General features: G+C 55.4%; 22 protein-coding genes. 14 read left to right on the forward strand and 8 right to left on the reverse strand.

What is annotated here, in order from left to right; all coding sequences use genetic code 11:
* Positions 1-860 precede the first annotated feature (860 nt).
* The 3 genes from JUJ53_RS13400 (at position 861) to lepB (JUJ53_RS13410) (ending at position 5,115) form a co-directional block, all read left to right on the forward strand.
* A complete protein-coding gene (locus tag JUJ53_RS13400) occupies positions 861-3,395 on the forward strand; it encodes an adenylate/guanylate cyclase domain-containing protein (protein WP_204152535.1) in 2,535 nt (844 codons plus the stop codon).
* A 334-nt stretch (positions 3,396-3,729) separates the two neighbouring features.
* Positions 3,730-4,347, forward strand: a complete 618-nt coding sequence (lepB, locus tag JUJ53_RS13405) for a signal peptidase I (RefSeq protein WP_204152536.1) — start codon at positions 3,730-3,732, stop codon at positions 4,345-4,347.
* A 93-nt stretch (positions 4,348-4,440) separates the two neighbouring features.
* Positions 4,441-5,115: a signal peptidase I gene (gene lepB, locus JUJ53_RS13410; RefSeq protein WP_204152537.1), complete on the forward strand. Its 675-nt coding sequence runs from the start codon at positions 4,441-4,443 to the stop codon at positions 5,113-5,115.
* Between the two features lie 20 nt (positions 5,116-5,135).
* On the opposite strand, the gene JUJ53_RS13415 is transcribed toward lepB (JUJ53_RS13410), so the two are convergent.
* Entirely contained in the window at positions 5,136-6,407 is a 1,272-nt protein-coding gene (locus JUJ53_RS13415; RefSeq protein ID WP_204152538.1) for a dihydroorotase, read from the reverse strand.
* A gap of 597 nt (positions 6,408-7,004) precedes the next feature.
* Between JUJ53_RS13415 and JUJ53_RS13420 the strand changes: the two genes are divergently transcribed.
* The 7 genes from JUJ53_RS13420 to JUJ53_RS13450 all read left to right on the forward strand — a co-directional run bounded on the left by JUJ53_RS13420 (position 7,005) and on the right by JUJ53_RS13450 (position 13,577).
* Positions 7,005-8,288, forward strand: coding sequence for an HhoA/HhoB/HtrA family serine endopeptidase (locus JUJ53_RS13420; RefSeq protein WP_204152539.1), 1,284 nt, complete (start codon positions 7,005-7,007; stop codon positions 8,286-8,288).
* A gap of 116 nt (positions 8,289-8,404) precedes the next feature.
* Complete coding sequence (locus JUJ53_RS13425) at positions 8,405-9,262, forward strand: urease accessory protein UreD (RefSeq protein ID WP_204152540.1); 858 nt, start codon at positions 8,405-8,407, stop codon at positions 9,260-9,262.
* Positions 9,263-9,379: 117 nt separating this feature from the next.
* Positions 9,380-10,858: a signal recognition particle protein gene (gene ffh / locus JUJ53_RS13430; protein ID WP_204152541.1), complete on the forward strand. Its 1,479-nt coding sequence runs from the start codon at positions 9,380-9,382 to the stop codon at positions 10,856-10,858.
* 278 nt (positions 10,859-11,136) lie between these two features.
* Positions 11,137-11,493: a 30S ribosomal protein S16 gene (rpsP, locus tag JUJ53_RS13435; protein ID WP_204152542.1), complete on the forward strand. Its 357-nt coding sequence runs from the start codon at positions 11,137-11,139 to the stop codon at positions 11,491-11,493.
* 4 nt (positions 11,494-11,497) lie between these two features.
* The gene (locus JUJ53_RS13440) at positions 11,498-11,878 is read left to right on the forward strand and encodes a KH domain-containing protein (RefSeq protein WP_204152543.1); all 381 of its coding nucleotides are present in this window, start codon (positions 11,498-11,500) and stop codon (positions 11,876-11,878) included.
* Positions 11,879-11,929: 51 nt separating this feature from the next.
* On the forward strand, positions 11,930-12,928 hold the full coding sequence (locus tag JUJ53_RS13445) for a PhoH family protein (RefSeq protein ID WP_204152544.1): 999 nt from the start codon (positions 11,930-11,932) through the stop codon (positions 12,926-12,928).
* On the forward strand, positions 12,864-13,577 hold the full coding sequence (locus tag JUJ53_RS13450) for a DUF2808 domain-containing protein (RefSeq protein WP_239125037.1): 714 nt from the start codon (positions 12,864-12,866) through the stop codon (positions 13,575-13,577). The genes JUJ53_RS13445 and JUJ53_RS13450 overlap by 65 nt, the downstream gene beginning before the upstream one ends.
* A 52-nt stretch (positions 13,578-13,629) precedes the next feature.
* Here the strand turns inward: JUJ53_RS13450 and JUJ53_RS13455 are convergent, their stop codons facing one another.
* From JUJ53_RS13455 to JUJ53_RS13470, 4 genes are all read right to left on the reverse strand, one after another.
* Positions 13,630-14,988, reverse strand: coding sequence for a histidine phosphatase family protein (locus tag JUJ53_RS13455; protein WP_204152608.1), 1,359 nt, complete (start codon positions 14,986-14,988; stop codon positions 13,630-13,632).
* Positions 14,989-15,154: 166 nt separating this feature from the next.
* Positions 15,155-15,463 carry a TMEM165/GDT1 family protein gene (locus tag JUJ53_RS13460; RefSeq protein WP_204152545.1) on the reverse strand — a complete coding sequence of 103 codons (309 nt, stop codon included), beginning with the start codon at positions 15,461-15,463 and terminating at the stop codon, positions 15,155-15,157.
* A gap of 42 nt (positions 15,464-15,505) precedes the next feature.
* Positions 15,506-15,946 (reverse strand): TMEM165/GDT1 family protein, encoded by a 441-nt coding sequence (locus JUJ53_RS13465; protein WP_343327952.1) that lies wholly within the window; start codon positions 15,944-15,946, stop codon positions 15,506-15,508.
* 138 nt (positions 15,947-16,084) lie between these two features.
* Entirely contained in the window at positions 16,085-16,435 is a 351-nt protein-coding gene (locus tag JUJ53_RS13470) for a YkgJ family cysteine cluster protein (RefSeq protein WP_204152546.1), read from the reverse strand.
* A gap of 364 nt (positions 16,436-16,799) precedes the next feature.
* On the opposite strand from JUJ53_RS13470, the gene JUJ53_RS13475 reads away from it, so the two are divergent.
* Positions 16,800-16,931, forward strand: a complete 132-nt coding sequence (locus JUJ53_RS13475; protein WP_204152547.1) for a photosystem II reaction center protein Ycf12 — start codon at positions 16,800-16,802, stop codon at positions 16,929-16,931.
* Between the two features lie 300 nt (positions 16,932-17,231).
* On the opposite strand, the gene JUJ53_RS13480 is transcribed toward JUJ53_RS13475, so the two are convergent.
* Positions 17,232-17,831, reverse strand: coding sequence for a superoxide dismutase (locus JUJ53_RS13480; RefSeq protein WP_204152548.1), 600 nt, complete (start codon positions 17,829-17,831; stop codon positions 17,232-17,234).
* A gap of 549 nt (positions 17,832-18,380) precedes the next feature.
* On the opposite strand from JUJ53_RS13480, the gene JUJ53_RS13485 reads away from it, so the two are divergent.
* A complete protein-coding gene (locus JUJ53_RS13485; protein WP_204152612.1) occupies positions 18,381-19,091 on the forward strand; it encodes a lysophospholipid acyltransferase family protein in 711 nt (236 codons plus the stop codon).
* 50 nt (positions 19,092-19,141) lie between these two features.
* Positions 19,142-19,936 (forward strand): alpha/beta hydrolase, encoded by a 795-nt coding sequence (locus JUJ53_RS13490; RefSeq protein WP_204152549.1) that lies wholly within the window; start codon positions 19,142-19,144, stop codon positions 19,934-19,936.
* A gap of 203 nt (positions 19,937-20,139) precedes the next feature.
* On the opposite strand, the gene JUJ53_RS13495 is transcribed toward JUJ53_RS13490, so the two are convergent.
* A complete protein-coding gene (locus JUJ53_RS13495; protein WP_204152550.1) occupies positions 20,140-20,727 on the reverse strand; it encodes a DUF3611 family protein in 588 nt (195 codons plus the stop codon).
* 96 nt (positions 20,728-20,823) lie between these two features.
* A complete protein-coding gene (locus JUJ53_RS13500) occupies positions 20,824-21,033 on the reverse strand; it encodes a hypothetical protein (RefSeq protein ID WP_204152551.1) in 210 nt (69 codons plus the stop codon).
* Positions 21,034-21,729: 696 nt separating this feature from the next.
* Between JUJ53_RS13500 and JUJ53_RS13505 the strand changes: the two genes are divergently transcribed.
* Positions 21,730-23,160 (forward strand): form I ribulose bisphosphate carboxylase large subunit, encoded by a 1,431-nt coding sequence (locus tag JUJ53_RS13505; RefSeq protein ID WP_204152552.1) that lies wholly within the window; start codon positions 21,730-21,732, stop codon positions 23,158-23,160.
* The last annotated feature ends 80 nt before the right edge of the window (positions 23,161-23,240 follow it).

The following is a 23,240-nucleotide window of genomic DNA, read 5'->3' on the forward strand; positions in this document are numbered from 1 at the left end:
AAGGCGATCGCAAAATGCCGGGAACGAACCACAAATTTCGGCTGCATAATCTATACCGAGACGTGCACAAGAACAAACAACAGGTCAGGTGACCAGCCCTGATTCTTAAAGGAGTAGACGGGCGCAGGTGAGCGGCAAAGCAAGGATCCATAGAGTCTTATCCCCTAGCCGCGATCGCTCCATAGTCTAGCCTTCACAGCGGTCATTCTCCTAGCTGGCTCGGCCCACTGGGAGGATGAACAGGTGCTGAACGATGAGATGAATGCCCTAGGAACCTAGGATCAGAGTAGATGCAGTGAGCTCAAGCCCCAAATGCGCCATCCTTCGCTAGGATGACCGTGATCTGAGAGGGTGCGATCGCTGGATCGAGATCATCTTACAGCCGCAGAACCTCATTCACAGGATTTAGACCACAACAATACTGGAGAGTGCTCAAAAAAGTCATCTCCATAGATTAACTTTTTTTAAGCCGTGCTTCTAGACCTGTAGCTGACCTAGCCAGGAATAGGCAGCAAGCATCCCCAGGGCGATCGCTCTCCCCACCATTCTCCATCTTGATCCAGAGCAAGACGGTTCCAAGCAGCTAGAGCCCGATAAGCTAGAGGAGGTGTTCCGCTGGTCTAGGGTCTACCAAGTACGGCAACCAGGAGCACAGCTATCGACGGGAATAACTCCTATTCGTTATGGTGTGAAGAGCGATCGCCGGTTTTGTAGGCATCTAGCTTGGTGAATGGAATGGGATCCTCCTGTGTTACCCAGGATTGCGCCCACCTTAGATTGCTCACTGTATTGTTTGGGTAGCGGGTGACCTCCTGGCTTCAGGACTGCCTTACGTTTTTGCCTCATTAATCTTCACGCCCATGACCGGTTCCTCTCACGGTATGCTCGCCAACCTATTTCAGGTGGACTCCACGGTGGACTTGACGGGCCAAATTAGGGATCTGCCTGTCCCCCAGTTCATGACGCTGCTGGAACAAATCACCACAGAGTTTGAGTATTTTCTCCAGGCGATCGAACTCATCAACAACGAAAAGTTGGAGGTGATGCTCGAACGACTGCTGGATGCTTTTACCCACAAAATCGGGCAGATTTTGCAGGCTGAGCACACCACCATTTTTTTGGTGGATGAAGAGAAGCAGCAGCTTTGGTGTAAGACGGCGAGCATTGACCAGCCTGGGGCTGAGCTGCGAGTGCCGATGAACACCGGCATCATTGGCCATGTGGCATCTACGGGTGAACCGTTGAATATTCACGACGTCGATACCCATCCGTTATTTAACCGCGATACCGATCGCCACACCGGCCGCCAAACCCGTAACTTGCTCTGTATGCCGGTGCTGAACCGCAAAAGTCAGGTAGTGGCGGTGGTGCAGTTGGTGAATAAATCCAATGGCAAGCCGTTTACGGAGGTTGATCAGTCTCTGTTTGGTGAATTTGCGGCGTCCATTGGGGTGATTCTCGAAAGCTGCAATCTGTTTTACATTGCGGCGCGGAACCAACGGGGGGCAGCGGCCTTGCTGGAGGCGACGGCATCCTTGGGGCAAAGTTTGAATCTAGATGACACCCTCAGCAAGGTGATGGATGAGGCGCGGGATCTGATGCAGGCCGATCGCAGCACCCTGTTTTTGATCGATCGCGATCGCCATGAACTGTGGTCGAAGGTGGCGGTGGCAGACGATCGCAACAATCGGGTGGAGATCCGCCTGCCAGCCAATCGCGGCATCGCGGGCTATGTGGCCTCCACAGGGGAAACCCTGAATATTCCCAACGCCTACGAAGACCCGCGCTTCGACCCTACAGTGGATCAAAGCACCGGCTACCATACCCGCAATATTCTCTGTATGCCCGTGTTTAACTCCAGCGGAGCGCTGATTGGAGTGACGCAGTTGATCAACAAAGATCAGGGTAGCTTCACGGGTTCCGATGAAGACTTCATGCGGGCGTTCAACATCCAGGCGGGCATTGCCCTCGAAAATGCCCAGCTATTTCAGAATATTCTGCTGGAAAAACAGTACCAGAAAGACATGCTGCAAAGCCTGTCCGATGCGGTCATTTCCACCGATATGGATGGGCGGATTGTCACCATTAACGAGGCGGCGCTAGAACTGTTGGGTTGTCTAATCCAGGGCAGCGAGGGGTGGCAGTGCCAAACCCTATGGACGCAGAATCTGGTGGGGCGGCCGGTGTGGTCGGTGGTGCCGGTGGAATCCTTGCAGATGCGGCTGGAAGATAGTTTGAACACCGGGGCCCGTCATTATGTGCCGGAGCAAACGCTGCATGTGGCGATCGCCTTCGATGAAGACGACCCCCTGCCGGTTCTGGCCGCTTGGGATCCTGAGCAAGAGGGATTTACCGCTTGGAGCATTGGCGAGGTGCTGGATCCAGAGGCTAGGGTGCAGCGTTTTGAGCGCAGCATTAACCTCACGGTGAATCCCTTGACCAATCCCACCGGCAGCGTGCGCGGTGGGTTGGTCGTCCTAGAAGACATCAGCAGCGAAAAGCGGATGAAGACCACCCTCTATCGCTACATGAACCCCGAGGTGGCAGAACAGGTGATTGCCATTGGGGAAGATGCCCTGATGGAAGGAGAGCGTCGGGAGGTGACGATTCTCTTTTCCGATATTCGTGGCTATACCTCGATTACCGAATCCATGGAAGCAGCGGAGGTGGTCTCGCTGCTGAATAGCTACTTTGAGACCATGGTGGAGGCGGTGTTTAACTACAAGGGCACCCTGGATAAATTTATCGGCGATGCCCTCATGGCCGTTTTTGGGGCACCGCTTACCCTAGAAACCCATGCTTGGAAGGCGGTGCAGTCGGCGTTAGACATGCGCCATCGCCTAGAGCTTTTCAACACTGAACGGCATCGCAGCGGCGATCGCGAACTGCACATTGGCATCGGTCTCAGCTCCGGGGAAGTGGTTTGCGGCAACATTGGCTCCAAGAAGCGCATGGACTACACCGTGATTGGCGATGGTGTAGACATCAGCTCGCGTCTCGAAGGCGTGACGAAAATCTATGGCAACTGGGATCAGAGCTGCAACATCATCATCAGCGAGTTCACCTATGGCGAATGCCACGACAAAATTTGGGTGCGGGAACTCGATCGCATTCGGGTGAAAGGTAAGGAGCGATCGCTGACTATCTATGAACTCCTAGGCAATCGCCAAGCGGTTTTCACACCAACCCAACATCAATTTTTAGAGCATTATCTCGCCGGTCGGCAAGCCTATGGCGATCGCCAGTTTGACCAGGCCCTGAAGCAGTTTGAGCAAGCGAAGACCATCTGTCCGGGCGATCGCGCCACCCATCTACACCTAGAGCGATCGCTCCTCTATCTCCAGAACCCTCCCCATGACGACTGGGACGGCGTGCATACCCTCACCAGCAAGTAATAGCAAATCCGATGGAGTCCTAGATGGAGTCCTAGTCCCAGCATGATCATAGGCACGTGGCGGATCACTACGGATCAATGCGGATCAATGCGGATGATGCCGCCGTCACGACGAATACCTGAGTTGACCTGTACAACGGGTCAGATTGCAAACCTAGCAGATTTCCAAACCATCTTCGCTAGAATTGCAATAGCCTTGAGGTTTGCAGGTCGCATTCTCAGAGCAGACCCTAGACCCTAGCCACTGCCAACATCCGGCCGTTGATAGCATCCAAGGCACCGATGGGTTCCCCCATGGCTTCCTTGATCCCTGTGATAGTTCCTACATGTTGCCTATGAAGTCTGTGCGTCGCGATCGCTCCACTCCCCCCTCTCAAGGTCCATCCAATCCTTGGGGAGAAGTCTTGAAGGTGGTGGGGCTAAGTTTATTTATGTCTCTGGGTATCCGACACTTCATTGCCGAAGCTCGCTATATTCCCACCGAGTCGATGGTGCCCACCCTGCAAGTTAACGATCACCTAGTGGTCGAAAAACTCAGCTATCGCTTCCAGGATCCAGCTCGGGGTGATGTGGTAGTCTTCATGCCTCGGGAAGATTTGCAGGCACAAAACCCAGACTTTCGCTTTGCCTTCATCAAACGGGTGATTGGCTTGCCCGGCGAGACCGTTCAGGTGATCCATGGTCAGGTGTTGATCAATGGAGAACCCTTAGACGAACCCTACATTGCTGCCGAGCCGACCTATGTTTGGGGCCCGGCCGTGGTGCCAGACGATGCCTACCTGGTGTTGGGCGACAATCGCAACAATAGTTTAGACAGCCACTTCTGGGGCTATGTACCTCGGGAGACGATTATCGGACGTGCAGCGGTGCGGTTTTGGCCACCCAATCGCCTAGGAGCTGTCACTCCAGCCCTGCTCTACCAAGAGAACGACAACCAGCAGCTTGGAGACTAAGGAGATTGGCAACAGCGATCGCTTGCTCCGAAGCAGGTCGCAGTCTAGAATCAAATGCCGGATGCACCCATGCCCTATCACCGGACAACTTGAATGAGTGAACGACCTAAACCCATAAGTCCTGATTCCCATAGCATCTCCCATGAGACCGAAGAAGACGGATGGGTCGAATGGGTAAAAATCTTTGGTGTGAGCATCGTGCTAGCCTTCGGCATTCGTTATTTCATTGCTGAAGCGCGCTATATTCCCACTGAGTCTATGCTGCCAACGCTGCAGGTCAACGATCGGTTAATTATTGAAAAAATTTCCTACCGGTTTCGTCCACCCCTACGGGGCGAAATTATTGTCTTTAGTCCTCCCGAGGGCCTGCAGCGGCAACAGCCTGACTTTCATGATGCCCTGATCAAGCGGGTGGTTGGGCTACCGGGCGACAGCGTCACTATTACGAACGGGCGCGTCTATGTGAATGACCTGCCGATTGCGGAGCAATACATTGCTGAGGCACCTAACTATGAATGGGGCCCGGTGACCATTCCTGAAGAGTCGTACTTTGTGCTTGGTGACAACCGCAATCGCAGCAACGATAGCCATTTTTGGGGCTATGTTCACGAAGATGACATCATTGGGCGGGCGGTCGTGCGCTTTTGGCCCCTCAAACGGATCGGGGGCATTAACCCTGTGCCGCTCTATCCTGATCAAAGCTATGGGAGCGATCGCCCTTGGGTGGCGGCGTTACCCCTCGGTCAAGGCTTTCATCTGTCCCTGTAGTTGGTTTCTGTAGGTAGTCTCTACAGTTCGTCCATCAGTTGCGTCCAAGGAATGACCCGACCACGCAGCGATCGCCCTAGGTACGGCGTGTTGTGCGATCGCGACTGGAGGGTTTGTCGGGTCACCGTCCAGTCGGCATGGGGATCAAACAGGGTTAGCTCTGCAGACTGCCCCACGGCGATCTGGGGCGGTTCTTGCTGGAGGAAGAGAGCCGGGTGAGTACTCAAGCAGCTCCACAGGGTCAGGGCATCCCACTGCCCCGTTGCCACAAAGGCCTCCCACAGTAGGGGTAGGGCCAGCTCTAGTCCGATGGCTCCAGGCGGCGCTTCATTGAAGGCAACGGTCTTATCTTCGTAGGTGTGGGGCGTATGATCGACGGCGATCGCATCGAGCACCCCCGTGGCGATCGCCTGGACGAGGGCCGCTCGATCCGCTGGAGTACCCAAGGGTGGATCTAGCCGGAGGTTGGGATCATAGTGCTCCAAATCTGCCGTCGTCCAAAGCAGGTGCATCCAGGTTGTGCTGGCCGTGATGGGTAAGCCGCGCTGCTTGCCCTGCTGGATCAGCTCCACACTGCGGGCCGTGGAAATCCGCATGACATGCACCGGTGAAGACTCTGGCGTTAAACATTCCAGCACCGCCGCGATCGCTGCCGTTTCCGCCATGGCCGGATGACCGGGAAGTCCCAGACGAATCGAGTCCTGTCCTTCTCGGGCCGTGCCGCCGTAGGAAAGAGAGCGATCGCAGCACCATAGCGCCAAGGGTTTTCCATAGGGCGTCAGATAGTCGAGCAAACGATGCAGCAGGTTCAGTTGGGCGATGGGTTGGCCATCGGTAAAGCCCACCACCCCCGCCTCTGCCAACTCGGCCAGCTCGGCCATGCGATCGCCCTGGAGTCCTTGGGTTAAAGCCCCCCACAGCTCAACGCGCACCGCGCTAGCACAGGTTTGCAGCCGCGATCGCAGCCAGGTGACCATGGCGGGGTTATCCATGGGCGGTTGCATGTGAGGCAAGAGCGTCAGCCGGGTAAATCCCCCAGCCTCGGCGGACTTGAGCAACGACTCCAATGTCTCCCGCGCCTCATACCCCGGCTCACCGCTGGTGCTGTAGAGATCCATCAATCCTGGGCCCATGACCAGACCGGAGCGCTTGTCAATCACGGTGTCCGCCGGTGCATCGATGGCGGGCGCGATCGCTTGGACAATCCCGTCTTGAACCAGTACATCCGCTACGCTATCCGTTTGGCGAATGGGATCGAGAAGACGCACGGCTGGCAACAGGACAGTAGTCATAGCTGAATTTCACCGGGAAAATGCAAGTGGGGCGATCGCCCGCTACTTACTCTATCAAGACCTGGGTAGCTCGATAATGGTGAATTCAAGAATGGTGAAATAGCTCTGCAGGTCGGTTTATAGACCCAACCTGCCCCATCAAACGCTCAGACCAAAAACTAGACAACCAAAAACTAGACAAAAAAAAGGAGCAGTTCGAATTGCTGGTTCCTCGACGAGATAATCTCAACGAGGGCAATCCCTGCTCCTCCCTTGCATTCATTCACCTGATGACTTAACCGTATCAAGGGGATGTGTCAACCGTTTGTGATTGACATGAACTTGATGTGACAAATTGTCGTCGGTGAGTCAAACTAAGGCGAATAGCTGATGAAATCAAGGCTAGGGCGATCGCAGTCTTCAAGATGGGGATCGCTAAGACTCCATATCTTTGGAATATGACTGTCATATCTCCGCCACATAGGTCTCTTAGGCTAATGATGAAAGCCTAGGATGTCCCTATTACCCCAGTCTGCACTCATTCAGCCGTGGGATGAAAGGGTCTAGGTGGACTTGCGATCGCCGGCGTTGCGTCGGGTATAGAACAGGAGATTGGTCATGGCACAACACAAACCACAGTGGACAGATTTATCTTCATTATCACCGTCATCTCGGGGTGCGTCGCTGGCTCGCATTGGATTATATGTTCTACTAACCGTTGTAGGTACGTCTAGTGTCGTTTTGGTCGATCGTTGGCTAGCAGCCACCCCCGAGCGGGCTAGTTCATCGCCGCCGATAGAATTAACAGAGGTCAGAAGCGATCGCCCTACACCGGAACCCGTCCTGGGTACGTCGGGGCAGGTCTTGGCAGATCGCGGAGATAGCTTCATTGCCGATGTCGTCGATGAGGTGGGGCCGGCGGTGGTGCGCATTGATGCCCAGCGGCGCATGGCCGTCTTACCCGGCGGAGTTGACGATCCGGCGCTACGACGATTTTTTGGCAGTAGCGGCTCTCCCAATATGTCTCCCAACATGGGACAGATGACCGATGGCGTTGGCTCAGGCTTTATCTTGGCGGATGATGGTTTGGTGATCACCAATGCCCATGTCATTGATGGAGCCGATCGGGTCACCGTTACCCTGCGGGATGGACGAGAATTTGAAGGCGAAGTGGTGGGACAGGATCCGGTCACGGATGTGGCGGTGATTCGCATTAGCGCTAGCAACTTGCCGATTGTGCGCTTGGGAGATGCCGAGGAGATCCGTCCTGGGGAATGGGCGATCGCCATTGGCAACCCCCTCGGGCTAGACAATACGGTCACCGCTGGCATCATCAGCGCCACGGGACGCAGCAGCGCCGATGTCCGCATCCCCGATAAGCAAGTGAGCTTTATTCAAACCGATGCTGCCATTAATCCCGGCAACTCCGGCGGGCCGCTGTTGAACGATCGCGGCCAGGTGATCGGCATGAATACGGCGATCATTGGTGGGGCGCAGGGTCTAGGTTTTGCGATTCCCATCAACGTGGTGCAGGATATTGCCAACCAGCTCATTACGAACGGTCGCGTCCAGCATCCCTATCTGGGCATTCGCATGGTGGAGCTGACTGAGGATGTGAAGCAAGAGCTGAATGCGAATCTCAACCGCGCCCAGCAACTCGACATCGATCAGGGTGTGGTGGTGGTAGAGGTTGCGCCGGGCTCCCCTGCATCCCTAGGCGGCCTGCAAGCTGGAGATGTGATTCAGGAGATTAACGGGGAGGCGATCGCCACCGGTCAAGATATTCAAGACGTGGTGCGGAGTAGTAATGTGGGCGATCGCCTACAGATCAGCCTATGGCGTGAGGGTGATACCCAATCTTTGACGGTGCAAACGGGAGAATTTCCGTCGCAGATGCGCTAAGGATTGCCCTAGGACGGTTGCTTATCACCAAAGTCTTGGCCATGAGCAAAGCCCGGCGACGGATCTTGGTAGAATAGGCGGCGATCGCTTCTCCTCACACCCCTTTAGAGATTGCTATGACCACTGCCCCCATCGCGTCCCACCGTCCTACTGGATGGCACGGGCAGTTGCACCTGAGCTTTGACACCGACGACACCGGGCGCACCTACCTGGCCCATCGCCACGCCCGCGCTCCCTACAAAATTCAACGCCCCTTTTACCCAGAGGATGGGGTTTGCCATGGCGTCATGCTGCACACGGCAGGCGGCATCGTCGGGGGCGATCGCTTATCCACGACGGTAGATCTAGCGCCTCACACCCATGCCCTCCTGACCACGGCGGCAGCCAACAAGCTCTACGGCAGCGCTGGCGAAACCGCGACCCAGTCTGTCACCCTAAACCTAGGAGCCGGAGCCTGGCTAGAATGGCTGCCCCAAGAGCTGATCGTCTTCCAAGGAGGACGGCTGCATCAAACCATCCGGGTTGAGCTAGGGGATCAGGCTCTATGGCTAGGCTGGGAGATCACGCGCTTTGGTCGCACCGCCCGCCAAGAAACCTTCACCGAGGGCGAATGGCGATCGCATACGGAAGTGTGGCAGCAGGGCAAACCCCTGTGGATCGATCCCCAATGGCTACCGGCCAATGCTGACCTGCTCACCAGCCCCCACGGTCTAGCGGGCTATCCCGTCGTCGGTAGTTTTGCCATCCTGGGGCGATCGCCCCAGCCGGAGCAGCTAGAACGGGCGCGATCGCTCTGGACTGAGATCAACCAGCCTGGGGATGCCGGGGTGACCCAACTGCAGTCGGGCTACCTCTGTCGCTACCGTGGCCCCGCTTCAAGTACCGCCCGCCGCTGGTTTACCCAGGTCTGGCAGGATGTTCGCCAAACGTGGGGCGATCGCCCTCCCTGTAGTCCACGGGTTTGGCCTCGCTAGCCAATTAGCCGATCGAGACGCCCCTCACCCCTTAGAATTGAGAAAGAAGACTTGAGAAAGACGCGCTTCTGTTGTGGAAGCGATCGCCTGTTGTAGACCCTAACCCTAGCCTGACGTATGTTTGATGCCCTAAACGAGCGATTGGAAGGAGCCTGGAAAAAGCTTCGCGGTCAAGACAAGATTTCCGATGCCAACATTCAGGAAGCCCTGCGGGAAGTGCGGCGGGCCTTGCTGGAGGCAGATGTCAGTCTGCAGGTGGTGAAAGATTTTGTCGCTGAGGTGCAAACCCGAGCGCAAGGGGCTGAGGTGATCTCCGGCGTCCGTCCCGACCAACAGTTCATCAAACTTGTCTACGACCAGCTCGTGGAGGTGATGGGGGAAACCAATGCTCCCCTAGCCCAAGCGGAAGACGGGCCCACCATTGTGCTGATGGCCGGTTTGCAAGGGACAGGGAAAACCACCGCCTCGGCTAAGCTAGCGCTGCACCTACGTAAGCAAGATCGCTCCACCCTGCTGGTGGCCACTGACGTCTACCGGCCGGCGGCGATCGATCAGTTGATTACCCTGGGTAAGCAGATTAATGTGCCGGTGTTTGAGCTAGGCAGCGATGCCAATCCCGTGGAGATCGCCCGCCAAGGGGTGGCGCGAGCTCGGGAAGAGGGCATTGATACGGTGATTATCGACACGGCAGGTCGGCTGCAAATTGACCAAGACATGATGGGCGAGTTGGCCCAGGTCAAGGAGATGGTGCAGCCCCACGAAGTTTTGCTGGTGGTGGATGCCATGACCGGGCAAGAGGCCGCCAACCTCACCCGCACCTTCCATGAGCAAATTGGGGTCACCGGTGCCATTCTCACCAAGATGGATGGCGATACCCGAGGGGGTGCTGCCCTGTCGGTGCGCCGTATTTCCGGACAGCCGATTAAGTTCATCGGGGTAGGCGAAAAGGTGGAGGCCCTACAGCCCTTCTTCCCCGATCGCATGGCCTCCCGCATTTTGGGCATGGGTGATGTGCTCACCCTGGTGGAAAAAGCCCAGGAAGAGGTGGATTTTGCTGAAGCAGAGAAGATGCAGGAGAAAATCCTCTCCGCTCAGTTTGATTTTGACGACTTCCTCAAGCAAATGCGCCTGTTGAAAAACATGGGCTCCTTGGGCGGCTTGATGAAGCTGATCCCCGGCATGGGCAAAATCTCCAGCGATCAGCTAGAGCAAGGCGAAGTCCAGCTCAAGCGATCGGAAGCCATGATCAACTCCATGACCAAGGAGGAGCGCAAAAATCCAGAGATCCTGTCCGGGTCGCCCAGCCGCCGTAAGCGCGTCGCCCAAGGGTCGGGTCATAGCCTCAATGATGTCAGCAAGCTGGTCAGCGATTTCCAGCGTATGCGCACCATGATGCAGCAAATGGGCAGCGGGCAGATGCCAGGCATGGGAATGCCGGGTATGGGCGGCATGGGCAATCCCTTTGGCGGTGGCGGCGGGATGCCAGGCATGGGCGGTGGCGGGCCGCGTCCCGGCTGGCGAGGCTATCCTGGCGGCGGCACGGCGGGCAAAAAGAAAAAGAAAGACAAGAAGAAAAAAGGCTTTGGCTCCCTCTAGCGATCGCCCCTTTAGACCTCCAGCATTGAAGCGGCGCTACGCCAATCCATGTAATCGATGATATAATCATGTACTTGGTGTTTAACCCGTATGTCGCTGGGGTCAAGGGGCTAAGTTTGACTTGGCACGTCGTCAGCCAGTCAGTACCTACAGCCCAAGGCTAAGGTCACGTCATGGGGGTTGTCGCTAGCCCTGCCAGCGCGATCGCTTGGAGATAGGGTCAAGAATTTTGTGTTGATGGTCTACGTTCAGTTGTTTTAGGAGAACTCTTTTCAGGCATGATCAAACTGCGATTGAAGCGGTTCGGCAAAAAGCGTGAAGCCAGCTACCGCATTGTTGCTATGGATAGCAGCGCTCGTCGGGACGGACGCCCCTTGGAAGAACTAGGGTTCTACAATCCGCGTACCGATGAAACCCGTTTAGATGTCGATGGAATCCTCCGTCGCCTGCAGCAGGGCGCACAGCCCACTGAGACCGTTCGTCATATTCTGGAGCGCGCCAGCATCCTAGAGCGTCCCGTATCCAAATATGCTCCGAAAGATTCTGCTGTGGCAGTTGCTGAGCCTGCTACCGAGACCGCTACTGAGACCGCTGTAGAAGCGGCTCCATCTGAGGATAGTTCCGAGGCTGAATAAGTCCATGTCTGACCCCTCCGCCTTGCCATCCCCTGCAGAATCTACGCCCAACTATGAGGCGCTGCTGCGGTTCTTAATTGAGCCGTTTCTAGAGCAGCCTGCCACCTTGAGCGTCGATTGTGAATATATGCCCACATCCAATCGGGTGTGGCTGCGGGTGGCCTTTGAGGAATCCGATCGCGGGCGAGTGTTTGGTCGGGGTGGGCGAAATATTCAAGCCATTCGGACGGTATTGCGCATCGCGGCTCAGTCAGCCCAGCAGATAGCCCATCTTGATGTCTATGGACTACCCACTGAAGATGCGCCCCGACCAGCCGCACCGCGATCGTCCCGCCCTACTCCCCCCGTGCGGCCGCGATCGCGCAGTGCCCAAGACGAGTCCTAGGGTGAGAATGATAGGGTGGGAATCATGTTCTCACCGTAGGTATTGTTGTGTATGACCCAGATGCTGACGGTTGAGTTGCCAAGTCCAGAGAGTGCGATCGCCCTGGCAGGCCCCCAAGAAGCAAATTTAAAACAGCTATCAAAGCATACCGGCACCTCCATCGTGCTGCGTGGGCAGCAGGTGCTGATTTCGGGCTCAGATGCCCAAATGCGCCGCTGTAAAGACTTAATCGATCTGCTGCAGCCCTATTGGGAAACCGGATCCCCGGTGACGTCGGTGGACATCCAAACCGTGTCCCATGCCTGGGATACCCAGCGACAGGTGGAGCTGCAGGCCCTCCAGTCTGATGTTTTGGCCCGCACGCGCCGCGGTGAGGCGGTACGCGCCAAAACTCTCCGCCAGCGCCACTATATTCAGGCTATTCGCAGCCACGACCTCACCTTTTGCATTGGCCCAGCCGGCACCGGGAAAACCTACCTAGCCGCTGTGGTGGCGGTGCAGGCGCTGCTGAATAATGAGTATGAGCGTCTGATTTTGACTCGACCAGCGGTGGAAGCCGGGGAACGGTTGGGGTTTTTGCCGGGGGATTTGCAGCAAAAAATTAACCCCTACCTGCGTCCGCTCTACGATGCGCTCTACGAATTCTTAGATGCGGAGAAAATCCCCAGCCTCATGGAGCGTGGGGTGATTGAAGTGGCTCCCTTGGCCTACATGCGGGGACGCACCCTGAATAAAGCCTTTGTGATTTTGGATGAGGCGCAAAATACTACCCCAGCCCAGATGAAAATGGTGCTGACGCGGCTAGGCTTTCAGTCGCGCATGGTGGTGACCGGCGATGTCACCCAAACCGATCTACCCCACTACCAGCAGTCGGGCTTGGCTGTGGCAGAGAAAATTCTTCATCGGGTGGAGGGCATTGCCTTCTGCCATCTGACCGCATCGGACGTGGTGCGCCATCCCCTTGTGCAGCGGATTGTGGCGGCCTATGAGCGCCAAGAACAATCGACACCCCTGCGATCGCCAGATCTGCGGTCGAGCGATCGCCCCTAATATCGCCCTAGCCCAACCTCCAACCGTCGTCGAAGGCGATCGCTATCATGGAGATAGCACGATGAAGGACAGGCAGATGAATCGTACTCTGAACCTTGGTCTAGCCGCAGCGCTGGGGATCGGTATGGTTGGCATCGTTCCACAAGCGATCGCCCTCCAACTTGCCGATGGCACCGTTTATTTTGAGCGCCCGCCTAGTTTAATCGACACCAGTACCAGCCGCTCCACCGCCTCCACTGCCGGCGGCACCTATTACTTCACCCTAGAGGTGCCAGACAATGCCGGTGAACCCCTCAAAACCGTGGCGATCGCCCCCGAGTCGGGCAACAGCGCCAGTCAACGCATCCGTTACCGCACCGACCGCACCACCGCCTTTGCAGGTACCCGGCGCAGCCGGGGAGAGGCCCTGGCGATTCAGTCCACGGCGTATGACGAGGAAACCCAGGCCTTAACCGTCGAGTTTGAGCCTGCCGTACCTCCTGGCACCACGGTCACCTTAGCCATCCGCCCCGAGCGCAATCCGCGCCGTGATGGCGTGTACCTCTTTGGCGTCACGGCCTATCCCCCTGGTGAGCAGACCCATGGGCAGTTTCTCGGCTACGGTCGGCTACATTTTTATCAACCCGACTACCGGCCCTTCTGGCATTGACATCCACGCCCATGAGCTGCAAGCCTGCTTGAGTCCTACCGAGGAGGCGAAGCTACAGTGCGCCTGCCGCCGTTTTATCTAAGACACTGCCGCTAGTGGTAATGTTCATGGCTCGTAGCACCGGCAAGCCCTCCGCTCCATGGGGGTAGTCGATGACGCTGACGGCACCATTACCTTGCTTAAACCGCCAAAATTGGTCGGGGCCAAGGTTCATCAAGTCACAAAGAATAGCCTTATTGACAGCATCGTGGGCGACGACCAGCACCGTAGGCAAGGGTTCCCCAGGCTGCGCCACGGGTGTAGAACGGGCGATCGCTTCCCAGGCTGTTGCCGATCGCGTCCAGACATCCTGTAGGTTCTCGCCGTCGGGCATTTGCACCGTTTCGGGCGCGACTTTCCAATCTTGCAGCTCGGTGGCATAGTCCACCTCAATCTCTTCTTCCAGCTTGCCTTCCCAGAGACCGTGACTAATTTCCTTCAACCCCTCCATCAGCTCCAGGTCGAGACCGGCGTGGTGGGTGAGGATCGATTCCGCTGTTTGCTTAGGGCGTAGGAGGGGACTGGTGATGGCGCGGGTCAAGGACACATCTTTGAGATATTCCGCTGCACCAGCCGCTTGGGCATAGCCGTTTTCATTGAGAGGAATATCCATCTGTCCCTGGAAACGCTTATCGCGGTTCCAATCGGTTTCCCCATGGCGCACCAGCAAGAGCCGGAAGCCGCCTTGCCCGGCCCGAACTGCAGGTAAGGGTTTACCAAGGTGGGCCGTTAGGTTCATCGACTCAAGCTGAGCTGGCTCACCCCAGCCATGGGGGAAGTTCAATACGCTGATGCCGCAATTGGATTGGTAGAGACGCACATAATGTTCGGGCTGTAGGCCCAACGCCGTTGCGATCAACACGCGGTTGATGCCGCTGTGGGCCACCACCAAAATCGTCTGCCCAGCGTGGCGGGGGAGGGTATCTTTCCAAAACTGGGTGGCTTGGTCAAACAAATCCAGCAGCGGATAGATGGTGGTCGTTCCTGCCTCTGTGACCTGCTCCATGGTCAACCGATGGGGTTCTTGGTGCCACAGGCGCGCCTGTTCGGGAAACTGTTCCTCGACCTCTTTGAAGGTCAACCCTTCCCAGTTCACCAAGTTAATCTCTTTGAGATCATCTCGTTGCTGGAGGGCGGGCACGGCTTGTCTGGGTGCCAGGGTTTCGAGGATTAAGGTAGCGGTTTGCTGGGCCCGCTGGAGTGGACTGCAGTAGGCCGCGTCTAGGGCAATACCTTGCAGAGCTTGTCCTACCTGGATGGCCCCTTGCTGGCCCAGGTCAGTCAGGGTCGATTCGTCGCACTGTCCCTGAATTTTCCGCAAAACGTTGTAGGTGCTCTCGCCGTGTCGTACGAGAATGACGCGAGTATTCAGGGTTCTGTCCTCCAATATCTGTATCGATGAATGATGGCCAGGCCAAGGCGATCGCTGCTTGACCTACCATGGGCTACAAAAATTTTACCGGTCTCGGTTCCGATCCCCAAAGATTGTCTCATAATCCCTGAGCGATCGCTGGTGAACGATCACTGGCGTTAACCCATCACTCGTCGCCACAGGGAGCGGCTTCGTCCACCTCAGCCGCTTTGGGCCAAAGCATTCGCACGCCCATGACCGCAAAGCCAACCGCAGCAATGGTTTTCACCCAATGGACAGGCAGCAATTGCGAAACGCCTTCCCCCAGCCACACGCCCAAGAAACTCGCCAACAATAAGGCAGCGGAGGTGCCCAAGAATACCGCTCGCAGGGACTTGGAGCTACCGCCAAGGGCGATCGCTGCAATTTGACTCTTATCGCCTAGTTCCGACAAAAATACGGTGACGAAACTGAGGCCGAGGAGATTGAAATCCATGGTGGCTTGAGTCCTCTCAATGGGGCAAAACAGGTGGCTGCACTAGAGTTGAACAATGTCCCACACCAGCCATAGGGAAATGCTGATCAGCAGCGTTCCCACCGATTTTTCTAGGACTGCTTCGGAAACTCGGTTCGAAAGCCAGCGCCCCACCAAAACCCCAATGAGACTTGTGGTAACCAGCGCGGCCCCAGCTCCGAGGAAGACGATCCAGGGTGCCTGGGATTCGGCACTCATCAGCAGGGTGGTGAGCTGGGTTTTGTCGCCCAACTCGGCCAGAAAAATCGTGATAAAGGTCGAAACAAAAATCTTAGACTCAATCTGCAGCGTCAGACCCTGGACACCTGTCGGCGGAGCGGCTGGGGAGCTAGGAGTCGCTCCGGAGTCGGCTGCTTGCACCTCAGCCTCCTCTAGAACCGCTACGGATGGGGTGGATAGCGGGGGAAGCTGAGTGGATGAAGACGGGGGCGGCAGGTTAGTCACAGGCAGCAGGTTATTTCATTTTCTTTTCATATTATTCCTTAGAAAGGCAAGCGATCGCAACCCGATCGCTCTCGAATCAGTCTCAGCTTGGCGTTAGATCACCCCATCTACGCTATTTTCAAGGGTTGGAAACCAGCCTCAAATGCCGACGGCGTGGTTGAAACGCAGCATTTCTAAACTGCGATCGCCATAGATGCCTTCGATATGCTCGTGGCAACATTCAATGGCAAAGTCGTTGAGTTCGTCTGGGCTGACGCCAAACAGGTCTTCAAACACATCCGCCTGCACCCGGCAAAACCGAGGGCGATCGTCATAGATGCTGCATTCCCGCGATTGGGCATTGTAGTGAATGCACCAGCCGTCATCGCCCACCATGCTGAGGTAGAGAGCTAGTTCGTCGGGGTCGAGGTAGGTATCAAGGTCTGGACGTTCTGTGGGATCGAGCTGGCAGCAAGCCCCACATTGTTTAACACATTGCCAAGTGGCCATTAGTCTGCTGAAGAGTAGGAGTGAATGGTGGGGGAAGGGTTACATCGAGGGGGCGACCTAGTGCGATTCAGGTTATCCGGGAGCGATCGCGTTTGGCTGAATTATGAGGTGCCATGCTCCATCCAGAAGAATGGCCCTCATCGTCGCATAGGCTGGTTTCATCAAGGTTGTGGGTGATCAACCAGGGATGCAGGCTGGGAAATCACGACCCTTGCTTTCGCCGTTAAGGGCAACCGTCCTAATTTTTGTAAAATTCCTTAAAATATCGGTGAGCTTCCCCTGTACTATGGTACCGGGAATCTGTCTGAGTTCCCGCTATAGTTTAAGCTAAGCACGTTTACTGATCGAAACTTTGGGAGGAGCGATGGAGGCTTTAACAAGCATTATTGGTGGCGTTAACTGGGAAGCGATCGCGCAGTTGACCTTGGTTGGAATGATTATGATTGCTGGGCCAGTGGTGATTTTTGTGTTGGCAGCCCGAGGCGGCGATCTCTAAGCCTGACATTAACCAGCCCCCGTAATTCTATAGAAGCGATCGCCCATCTCAACGATCAGGGCGATCGCTTTTTTTGCGCCAACCCAAGGTCGATCACGGGATGGCAATCATGTGGCTTGCTTAGGCGTAGCCGTAACGCACGTCTATCTTTGAACGATGTCTGATCTCGCGACAGGTTCAGGATGATCGAACGGTTTATACCCAGCAAAAGACCTGAGCCATCACGACCCAGGTCTTTTGTCATTTCATAGATAACCCAAGTCTTATGACTGGGATGGTCTTATGACTGGGATAACGCCCCTAAGCTGCGGCTAAGTTCTGACCAACGAAGTCCCAGTTCACCAGCTTATCGAGGAAGGTGGAGATGTAGTCTGGGCGCTTGTTTTGGTAATCCAAATAGTAGGCATGTTCCCACACGTCCATGGTCAGCAGAGGCACTTGACCAGCGGTCAGAGGATTGTCTGCATTCAACGTCTTGGTGACCTTGAGGGTGCCGTTGTCGAGCACGAGCCAAGCCCAGCCGCTACCGAACTGAGTAGCTCCAGCCGTTTTGAAGGCTTCCACAAATTTGTCGAAGCTACCAAAGTCTGCATCAATTTTGGACGCTAGCGTACCGCTGGGAGCGCCGCCACCGTTGGCCTTCATGCAGTTCCAGTAAAAGCTATGGTTCCAAGCTTGAGCCGCATTGTTGAAGAGGCCAGCTTTCGATGCATCGCCCGCGATCGCCTTGATCACGTCTTCAATGGATTTGCTGTCTAGATCGGTTCCAGACACCGCATCGTTAAACTTGCTCACGTAGGCGGCATGGTGCTTATCGTGGTGGAATTCTAGGGTGCCCTTAGAAATGTAGGGTTCTAGCGCAGTGTAGTCGTAGGGCAGTGCCGGCAATTCGTAAGCCATAGGTGTTCATCCTTTCGCAGTAATCTTCATTGTGAGGCACACAGTCACGCTTTGTCTAAAGCCCTAGCAGTGCCAGGAAGCCTTAGCATACGTTCTATCGTTAAGGTGTGCAGGGGTTGAGGTTGAAATGCTCAACGATCGCGTTGGCAAGCATCAGGTGTTGCCCTATCGATCTCTTTCTGCATCCTATCCTGCTGACTCCGATCACTTCATCCTCCGAAGGGGAGACGTTGTGAGAGACTCATGTAGGATTTCTTTACATTTTAGATCGGATCGTCTGATTTCTGTGTGGGACAGCAGACATGCAGTGCGAGAATCAAAAGGGGCTGGGCGAGTAGAGAGAAGGAGCGATCGCCTCGGTCTAGGTGTACCATCAGCCATAGCCTAGGTTTCTATCTGGCTATAGAGGCGTAGGTCATCGAGCTGCGCCATCGACAAAAACCCTGAAAAGCGGGGATATCCCTACCTTGCCGCTTCCGTAAAGAAAAATTAAGATCGTAGCAAGACGCTTCATTACATAGCCCTGTGCAACTTTCTCCAGCTCCTGCCATGAATCCGCTGGCCCTTTCTCAACAGTTGTTATCCACTCTGGGAACCCAGGTCACCTATCACCACCGAGCTGCCTTGCCGTCGGGGGCCAGTTTGATGGTGGTGAGCAATCATCGCAGTATTTTGGATGCCCCCTTGGTGATGATGGCCTCCCGCCGTCCTGTTCGCTTTGCCTGCCACCACTACATGAGTCGGGTGCCAGTGCTGAACGAAATTGTTACAGGGTTTGGCTGCTTTCCCCTAGGAGCGGCTGACGATCATCAGCGCAGCTTTTTCCAGCAGGCGGTGCATTTGCTCAAGGCTCAGCAGGCGATCGGCATTTTCCCTGAAGGAGCCCAGCCGATGGTGGAACTGACGCCCCCCACCGAAACTCGATCGTTTCATCGGGGGTTTGCCCATTTAGCCCTGCGGGCACCGGTGGAAAATTTGGCCATTTTGCCCATTGCGATCGCTTCCCGGCAGGAGATGACCCATTCTGTCTTTCCGCTGCAGTTGCTGAGCTGGTTTGATCCATCCGAGCCCCTGTTTCACCAAGCGGGTTGGCATCCCCTAGTCATGTATCAACAGGTTGATGTGGTGGTGGGACAGCCGATTTGGATCACGCCTCAGCATCGCCAAGCCTACCAAGGGCGGCAGGCTCGGTCTATGGTTACCGAGTTGACGGAGCAATGCCAGGCCGATATCGATCACCTGCTGCGCCATGGAGGATAGATGGTTCACCAACCTTCCCCTCGAATCCCATTCCCGTTGAATAGAACCCTATGGTAAATGTTTTGGAGTCCGCCCAGCGCCAGCGCTGTCAGTTGTTAAAGCCCTGTGCTCCCAATCCCGGCCAGCCGCCATTCATCTTGTTGCCAGGCATGGACGGTACGGCTCAATTGCAGCATGGCCAGGCACGGCAGCTAGGTGATGCGTTTGATGTGCGCTGTTTATCCATCCCCGGCGACGACCTCAGCTCATGGGATGCCTTGACGGATCAAGTGCTGCAGTTGATTGAGATGGAGTTTTCTAGCGCCACAGGGCAAATCTATCTCTTTGGCGAGTCCTTTGGTGGATGTTTAGCGCTCAAGCTCGCCCTGCGATCGCCCCGGCTTTTTCAGCGCTTAATTTTGGTCAACCCGGCCTCATCCTTTGAGCGGGCAACCCTCATCCGCTGGGGATCTCACTTCACCCAATGGCTGCCGGGCATCCTCTACCCCTACTCCTGCCTGAGTATTCTGCCCTTTTTGGCAGCCCTCAACCGGATATCAGACGCGGGACGACGGGCTCTCCTCTCCGCCATGCAGAGCGTCAGCCATCAAAGTGCCCAATGGCGGCTGTCGCTGCTGCATAATTTGAACGTGCCGGATCATCATCTGCGGCGGATTTCCATGCCCACGCTGATTGTTGCCAGCGGTTGCGATCGCCTCTTGCCCTCCGTTGATGAAGCCCGCCGCCTAGAATCGTTGATTGCCCCAGCCCAGACCTACCTGTTGCCCCAGAGTGGTCATGCTTGTCTGCTGGAAGAGTCCATCAGCCTCCGCCACATTTTGCAGCAGTGTGATTTCATGCCCTAGTACCGCAAGACAGAAGAACGAAGACAGAAAAACGAACAGGAATTCCAGGACACGCACGCTTTCCCGCCTCAGCAAATAGGCGGATTAATTACGCCTCGAAGTACTAGGAGACCTAGGAACGGGGGGCTGCTGCTTGTCTCTGGTGTAGATCTCTCGATCCATCGTGGCACCTTGGTCAAGACCCATCGACCATGATGTGGCATCTAGGAACGATTTAGCGATCGCAGCAGCCACAGCGATCCAGCGAGGCCGACAAAGTGGGCCAGCACCGTATTGGTATTCGCCTGCACCACCAAAATATCGATAGGCTGCACCGCCTGGGTGATCCGTTCGTAGAGCGCCACGCCCGACTGTGGTTGGGATAAAGCCTTGGCAAACAAAGACCCTACTAGGGCCTCTCCCCCCAGCAGGGTAATGAACATGCCAACCATATTGATGATCAAGCCGATGCGAATGGCATCCATCAAGGCTTTGGGCGTTGGGGGGCGATCGCTGGTCTTCAACGCTCGGGAGAGGCGAGTGTAGCGAAAAGACCAATAGACGCCAACGTAGAGCGCTATGATACCCACGATGGCTAGGGCGACCCCCGCTCCTGCTCCCGGATTGGTGATCGCTTGATTGGGCGATCGATTTTCGACCTGAAGAATCACCGTGGAAAAGAGGAGCACCAGCGTTGACACAACCGCCAACACTCCCTGGATCCAAAGGCTGATCCAGCCTGTCATACGAAAGGCTTGAGCAATGCGCTGCACCGCCGCAGATAGATTCGGTCGATCGAGATTGGATGCCATAGTGCTTGACGAAAAACCAGAAGCGGTGACAGGTCAGCGGACATGGGGCTGACCGGTGCAACCCGTTCCCCTAACCGTATCATTAATCACCGGGAGCTAATCAATGGTGATGGACTGCGGCCTATCTTGATGTCCATTCGTGTCTGTGGGGGGCGTGGAGGGACGTCCTGCCTGCTTGTCGAGCCAGCTTTTCACCGGTTCGTCGGTTAAATTGAGGCGCAAGACGCCGCTCACAAAACCGCCGAGAAAGGCCACGGGCTGAGATGCTAGTTCTTTCAGCAGCGGGGATAGTTCGTTTGTAAACATGGTTGTTCTCCTCACCAATGGGACGTAGAGCCGCTGAGGGCGACTGCCTAAATTGCCATCTAGATGGCACGATCTACTGATGTCTACCTATGCAGGTCTACCGTAGGTCTGCTGTCTACTCATACTGTCTACTTATATAGTACGAAAATCTGGAGGTTGCGGCAGCCGAAGGTAGACGGCAGAAGGTAGAACTCCCAAGGACTGAATCCTGAGTCCCAACTCCCGAATCCCAACTCCCGAATCCCAACTCCTGAGTTCTGACCCCTAATCGCTCAGCATGGCCGGCCCATAATCAAGCAAGTTTACTTATCTTTAGAAATACTAGGGGAAGCGATCGCATCAACGTAAACTTTTAAATCCTTTTGCCGAATTTAAGGACAAAAAACTATACAAAATGAACGATTTCATAGGATTCGCAACAATTATAAACAAAACATAAACAAACCTTATGTGTCAGCAAAGAAGATTCGAAGTTGTGCTTATTGGATTCCTGATATAGTTTTTGGTGAACCTCAATGTTTAGCTAAGAATTAAGCAAGTGGATGGCTTTTGTTCGCCTGCCATCTTGGTTTGTGTAGGTTCGCCCCTGATACAGGTTGCCTGTTGAGATAGATACGGCCTGCTTAGAGCGCTCCGCTTGAGCTAAGCAGAGGGAAATTTTGTTCGGATCTCAGCGATTCATTAGGAAGGGAAACGATGTCTTATTCACAAACGAGAACCCAGTCGAAAGCTGGGTATGATGCCGGTGTTAAGGATTACAAATTAACCTATTACACGCCGGATTACACACCTAAAGATACCGATATTTTGGCTGCATTCCGGATGACTCCTCAGCCTGGAGTACCACCCGAAGAAGCTGGTGCAGCGGTTGCGGCTGAGTCTTCCACAGGAACCTGGACGACGGTTTGGACAGACTTGCTGACCGATCTCGATCGCTACAAGGGTCGTTGCTACGACATTCAACCCGTGCGTGGCGAAGACAACCAATACATCTGCTACATCGCCTACCCCCTCGACCTGTTCGAGGAAGGCTCTGTCACCAACCTACTGACCTCCATTGTCGGTAACGTGTTTGGTTTCAAGGCGCTGAAGGCTCTTCGTCTAGAAGATTTGCGGATTCCGGTTGCCTACCTGAAGACGTTCCAAGGCCCTCCCCACGGTATCCAAGTTGAGCGCGACAAGCTGAACAAGTACGGTCGTCCTCTGTTGGGTTGTACCATTAAGCCCAAATTGGGTCTGTCGGCGAAGAACTACGGTCGTGCCGTCTATGAATGTCTGCGTGGTGGTCTAGACTTCACCAAAGATGACGAAAACATCAACTCTCAGCCGTTCCAACGCTGGCGCGATCGCTTCCTGTTTGTAGCAGATGCCATCCACAAGGCTCAAGCAGAAACGGGCGAAATCAAGGGTCACTACCTGAACGTGACTGCTGCCACCTGCGAAGAAATGTTCAAGCGGGCTGAGTTTGCGAAAGAGTTGGGCATGCCGATCGTCATGCATGACTTCTTGACCGCTGGTTTCACCGCCAACACCAGCCTAGCTAAGTGGTGTCGTGACAACGGTATGTTGCTGCACATTCACCGCGCTATGCACGCCGTGATTGACCGTCAGAAGAACCACGGGATGCACTTCCGCGTTCTTGCAAAATGTCTACGGATGTCCGGTGGTGACCACATCCACACCGGTACCGTTGTGGGTAAACTGGAGGGCGATCGCGACATCACCCTTGGTTTCATCGACCTCCTGCGCGAAAACTACATCGAGAAAGATCTATCTCGCGGTATCTACTTCACGCAAGACTGGGCATCCATGCCTGGTGTGATGGCCGTAGCATCCGGTGGTATCCACGTGTGGCACATGCCGGCACTGGTGGAAATCTTCGGTGATGAATCCGTGCTGCAGTTTGGTGGTGGTACCTTGGGTCACCCTTGGGGTAATGCACCAGGTGCAACCGCTAACCGGGTGGCGCTGGAAGCCTGTATCCAAGCGCGTAACGAAGGTCGTGACTTGGTGCGTGAAGGTGGCGATGTCATCCGTGAAGCGGCTAAGTGGTCTCCTGAACTCGCCGTGGCTTGCGAAGTGTGGAAGGAAATCAAGTTTGAGTTCGAAGCCGTAGATACCGTCTGATCTGAGGCGATGGTGGAGGATGGGCCATATTTTTCAGTGAGTTTATCCTCCCTCCAGCCCATCTTCCCAAGGTCTGAGGT

The sequence above is a fragment of the Leptolyngbya sp. CCY15150 genome (assembly GCF_016888135.1).
Lineage (GTDB): Bacteria > Cyanobacteriota > Cyanobacteriia > RECH01 > RECH01 > RECH01.

Coding starts and splice junctions, on each gene's coding strand:
- JUJ53_RS13480 (WP_204152548.1), bottom strand. CDS start 17,831: ATGGCTTACGAATTGCCGGCACTGCCCTACGACTACACTGCGCTAGAA.
- JUJ53_RS13490 (WP_204152549.1), top strand. CDS start 19,142: ATGGTAAATGTTTTGGAGTCCGCCCAGCGCCAGCGCTGTCAGTTGTTA.
- JUJ53_RS13415 (WP_204152538.1), bottom strand. CDS start 6,407: ATGACTACTGTCCTGTTGCCAGCCGTGCGTCTTCTCGATCCCATTCGC.
- JUJ53_RS13400 (WP_204152535.1), top strand. CDS start 861: ATGACCGGTTCCTCTCACGGTATGCTCGCCAACCTATTTCAGGTGGAC.
- JUJ53_RS13425 (WP_204152540.1), top strand. CDS start 8,405: ATGACCACTGCCCCCATCGCGTCCCACCGTCCTACTGGATGGCACGGG.
- JUJ53_RS13420 (WP_204152539.1), top strand. CDS start 7,005: ATGGCACAACACAAACCACAGTGGACAGATTTATCTTCATTATCACCG.
- JUJ53_RS13505 (WP_204152552.1), top strand. CDS start 21,730: ATGTCTTATTCACAAACGAGAACCCAGTCGAAAGCTGGGTATGATGCC.
- lepB (WP_204152536.1), top strand. CDS start 3,730: ATGAAGTCTGTGCGTCGCGATCGCTCCACTCCCCCCTCTCAAGGTCCA.
- JUJ53_RS13475 (WP_204152547.1), top strand. CDS start 16,800: ATGGAGGCTTTAACAAGCATTATTGGTGGCGTTAACTGGGAAGCGATC.
- JUJ53_RS13460 (WP_204152545.1), bottom strand. CDS start 15,463: ATGGATTTCAATCTCCTCGGCCTCAGTTTCGTCACCGTATTTTTGTCG.
- JUJ53_RS13485 (WP_204152612.1), top strand. CDS start 18,381: ATGAATCCGCTGGCCCTTTCTCAACAGTTGTTATCCACTCTGGGAACC.
- JUJ53_RS13445 (WP_204152544.1), top strand. CDS start 11,930: ATGACCCAGATGCTGACGGTTGAGTTGCCAAGTCCAGAGAGTGCGATC.
- lepB (WP_204152537.1), top strand. CDS start 4,441: ATGAGTGAACGACCTAAACCCATAAGTCCTGATTCCCATAGCATCTCC.
- JUJ53_RS13470 (WP_204152546.1), bottom strand. CDS start 16,435: ATGGCCACTTGGCAATGTGTTAAACAATGTGGGGCTTGCTGCCAGCTC.
- JUJ53_RS13500 (WP_204152551.1), bottom strand. CDS start 21,033: ATGTTTACAAACGAACTATCCCCGCTGCTGAAAGAACTAGCATCTCAG.
- JUJ53_RS13495 (WP_204152550.1), bottom strand. CDS start 20,727: ATGGCATCCAATCTCGATCGACCGAATCTATCTGCGGCGGTGCAGCGC.
- rpsP (WP_204152542.1), top strand. CDS start 11,137: ATGATCAAACTGCGATTGAAGCGGTTCGGCAAAAAGCGTGAAGCCAGC.
- JUJ53_RS13440 (WP_204152543.1), top strand. CDS start 11,498: ATGTCTGACCCCTCCGCCTTGCCATCCCCTGCAGAATCTACGCCCAAC.
- JUJ53_RS13450 (WP_239125037.1), top strand. CDS start 12,864: ATGAGCGCCAAGAACAATCGACACCCCTGCGATCGCCAGATCTGCGGT.
- ffh (WP_204152541.1), top strand. CDS start 9,380: ATGTTTGATGCCCTAAACGAGCGATTGGAAGGAGCCTGGAAAAAGCTT.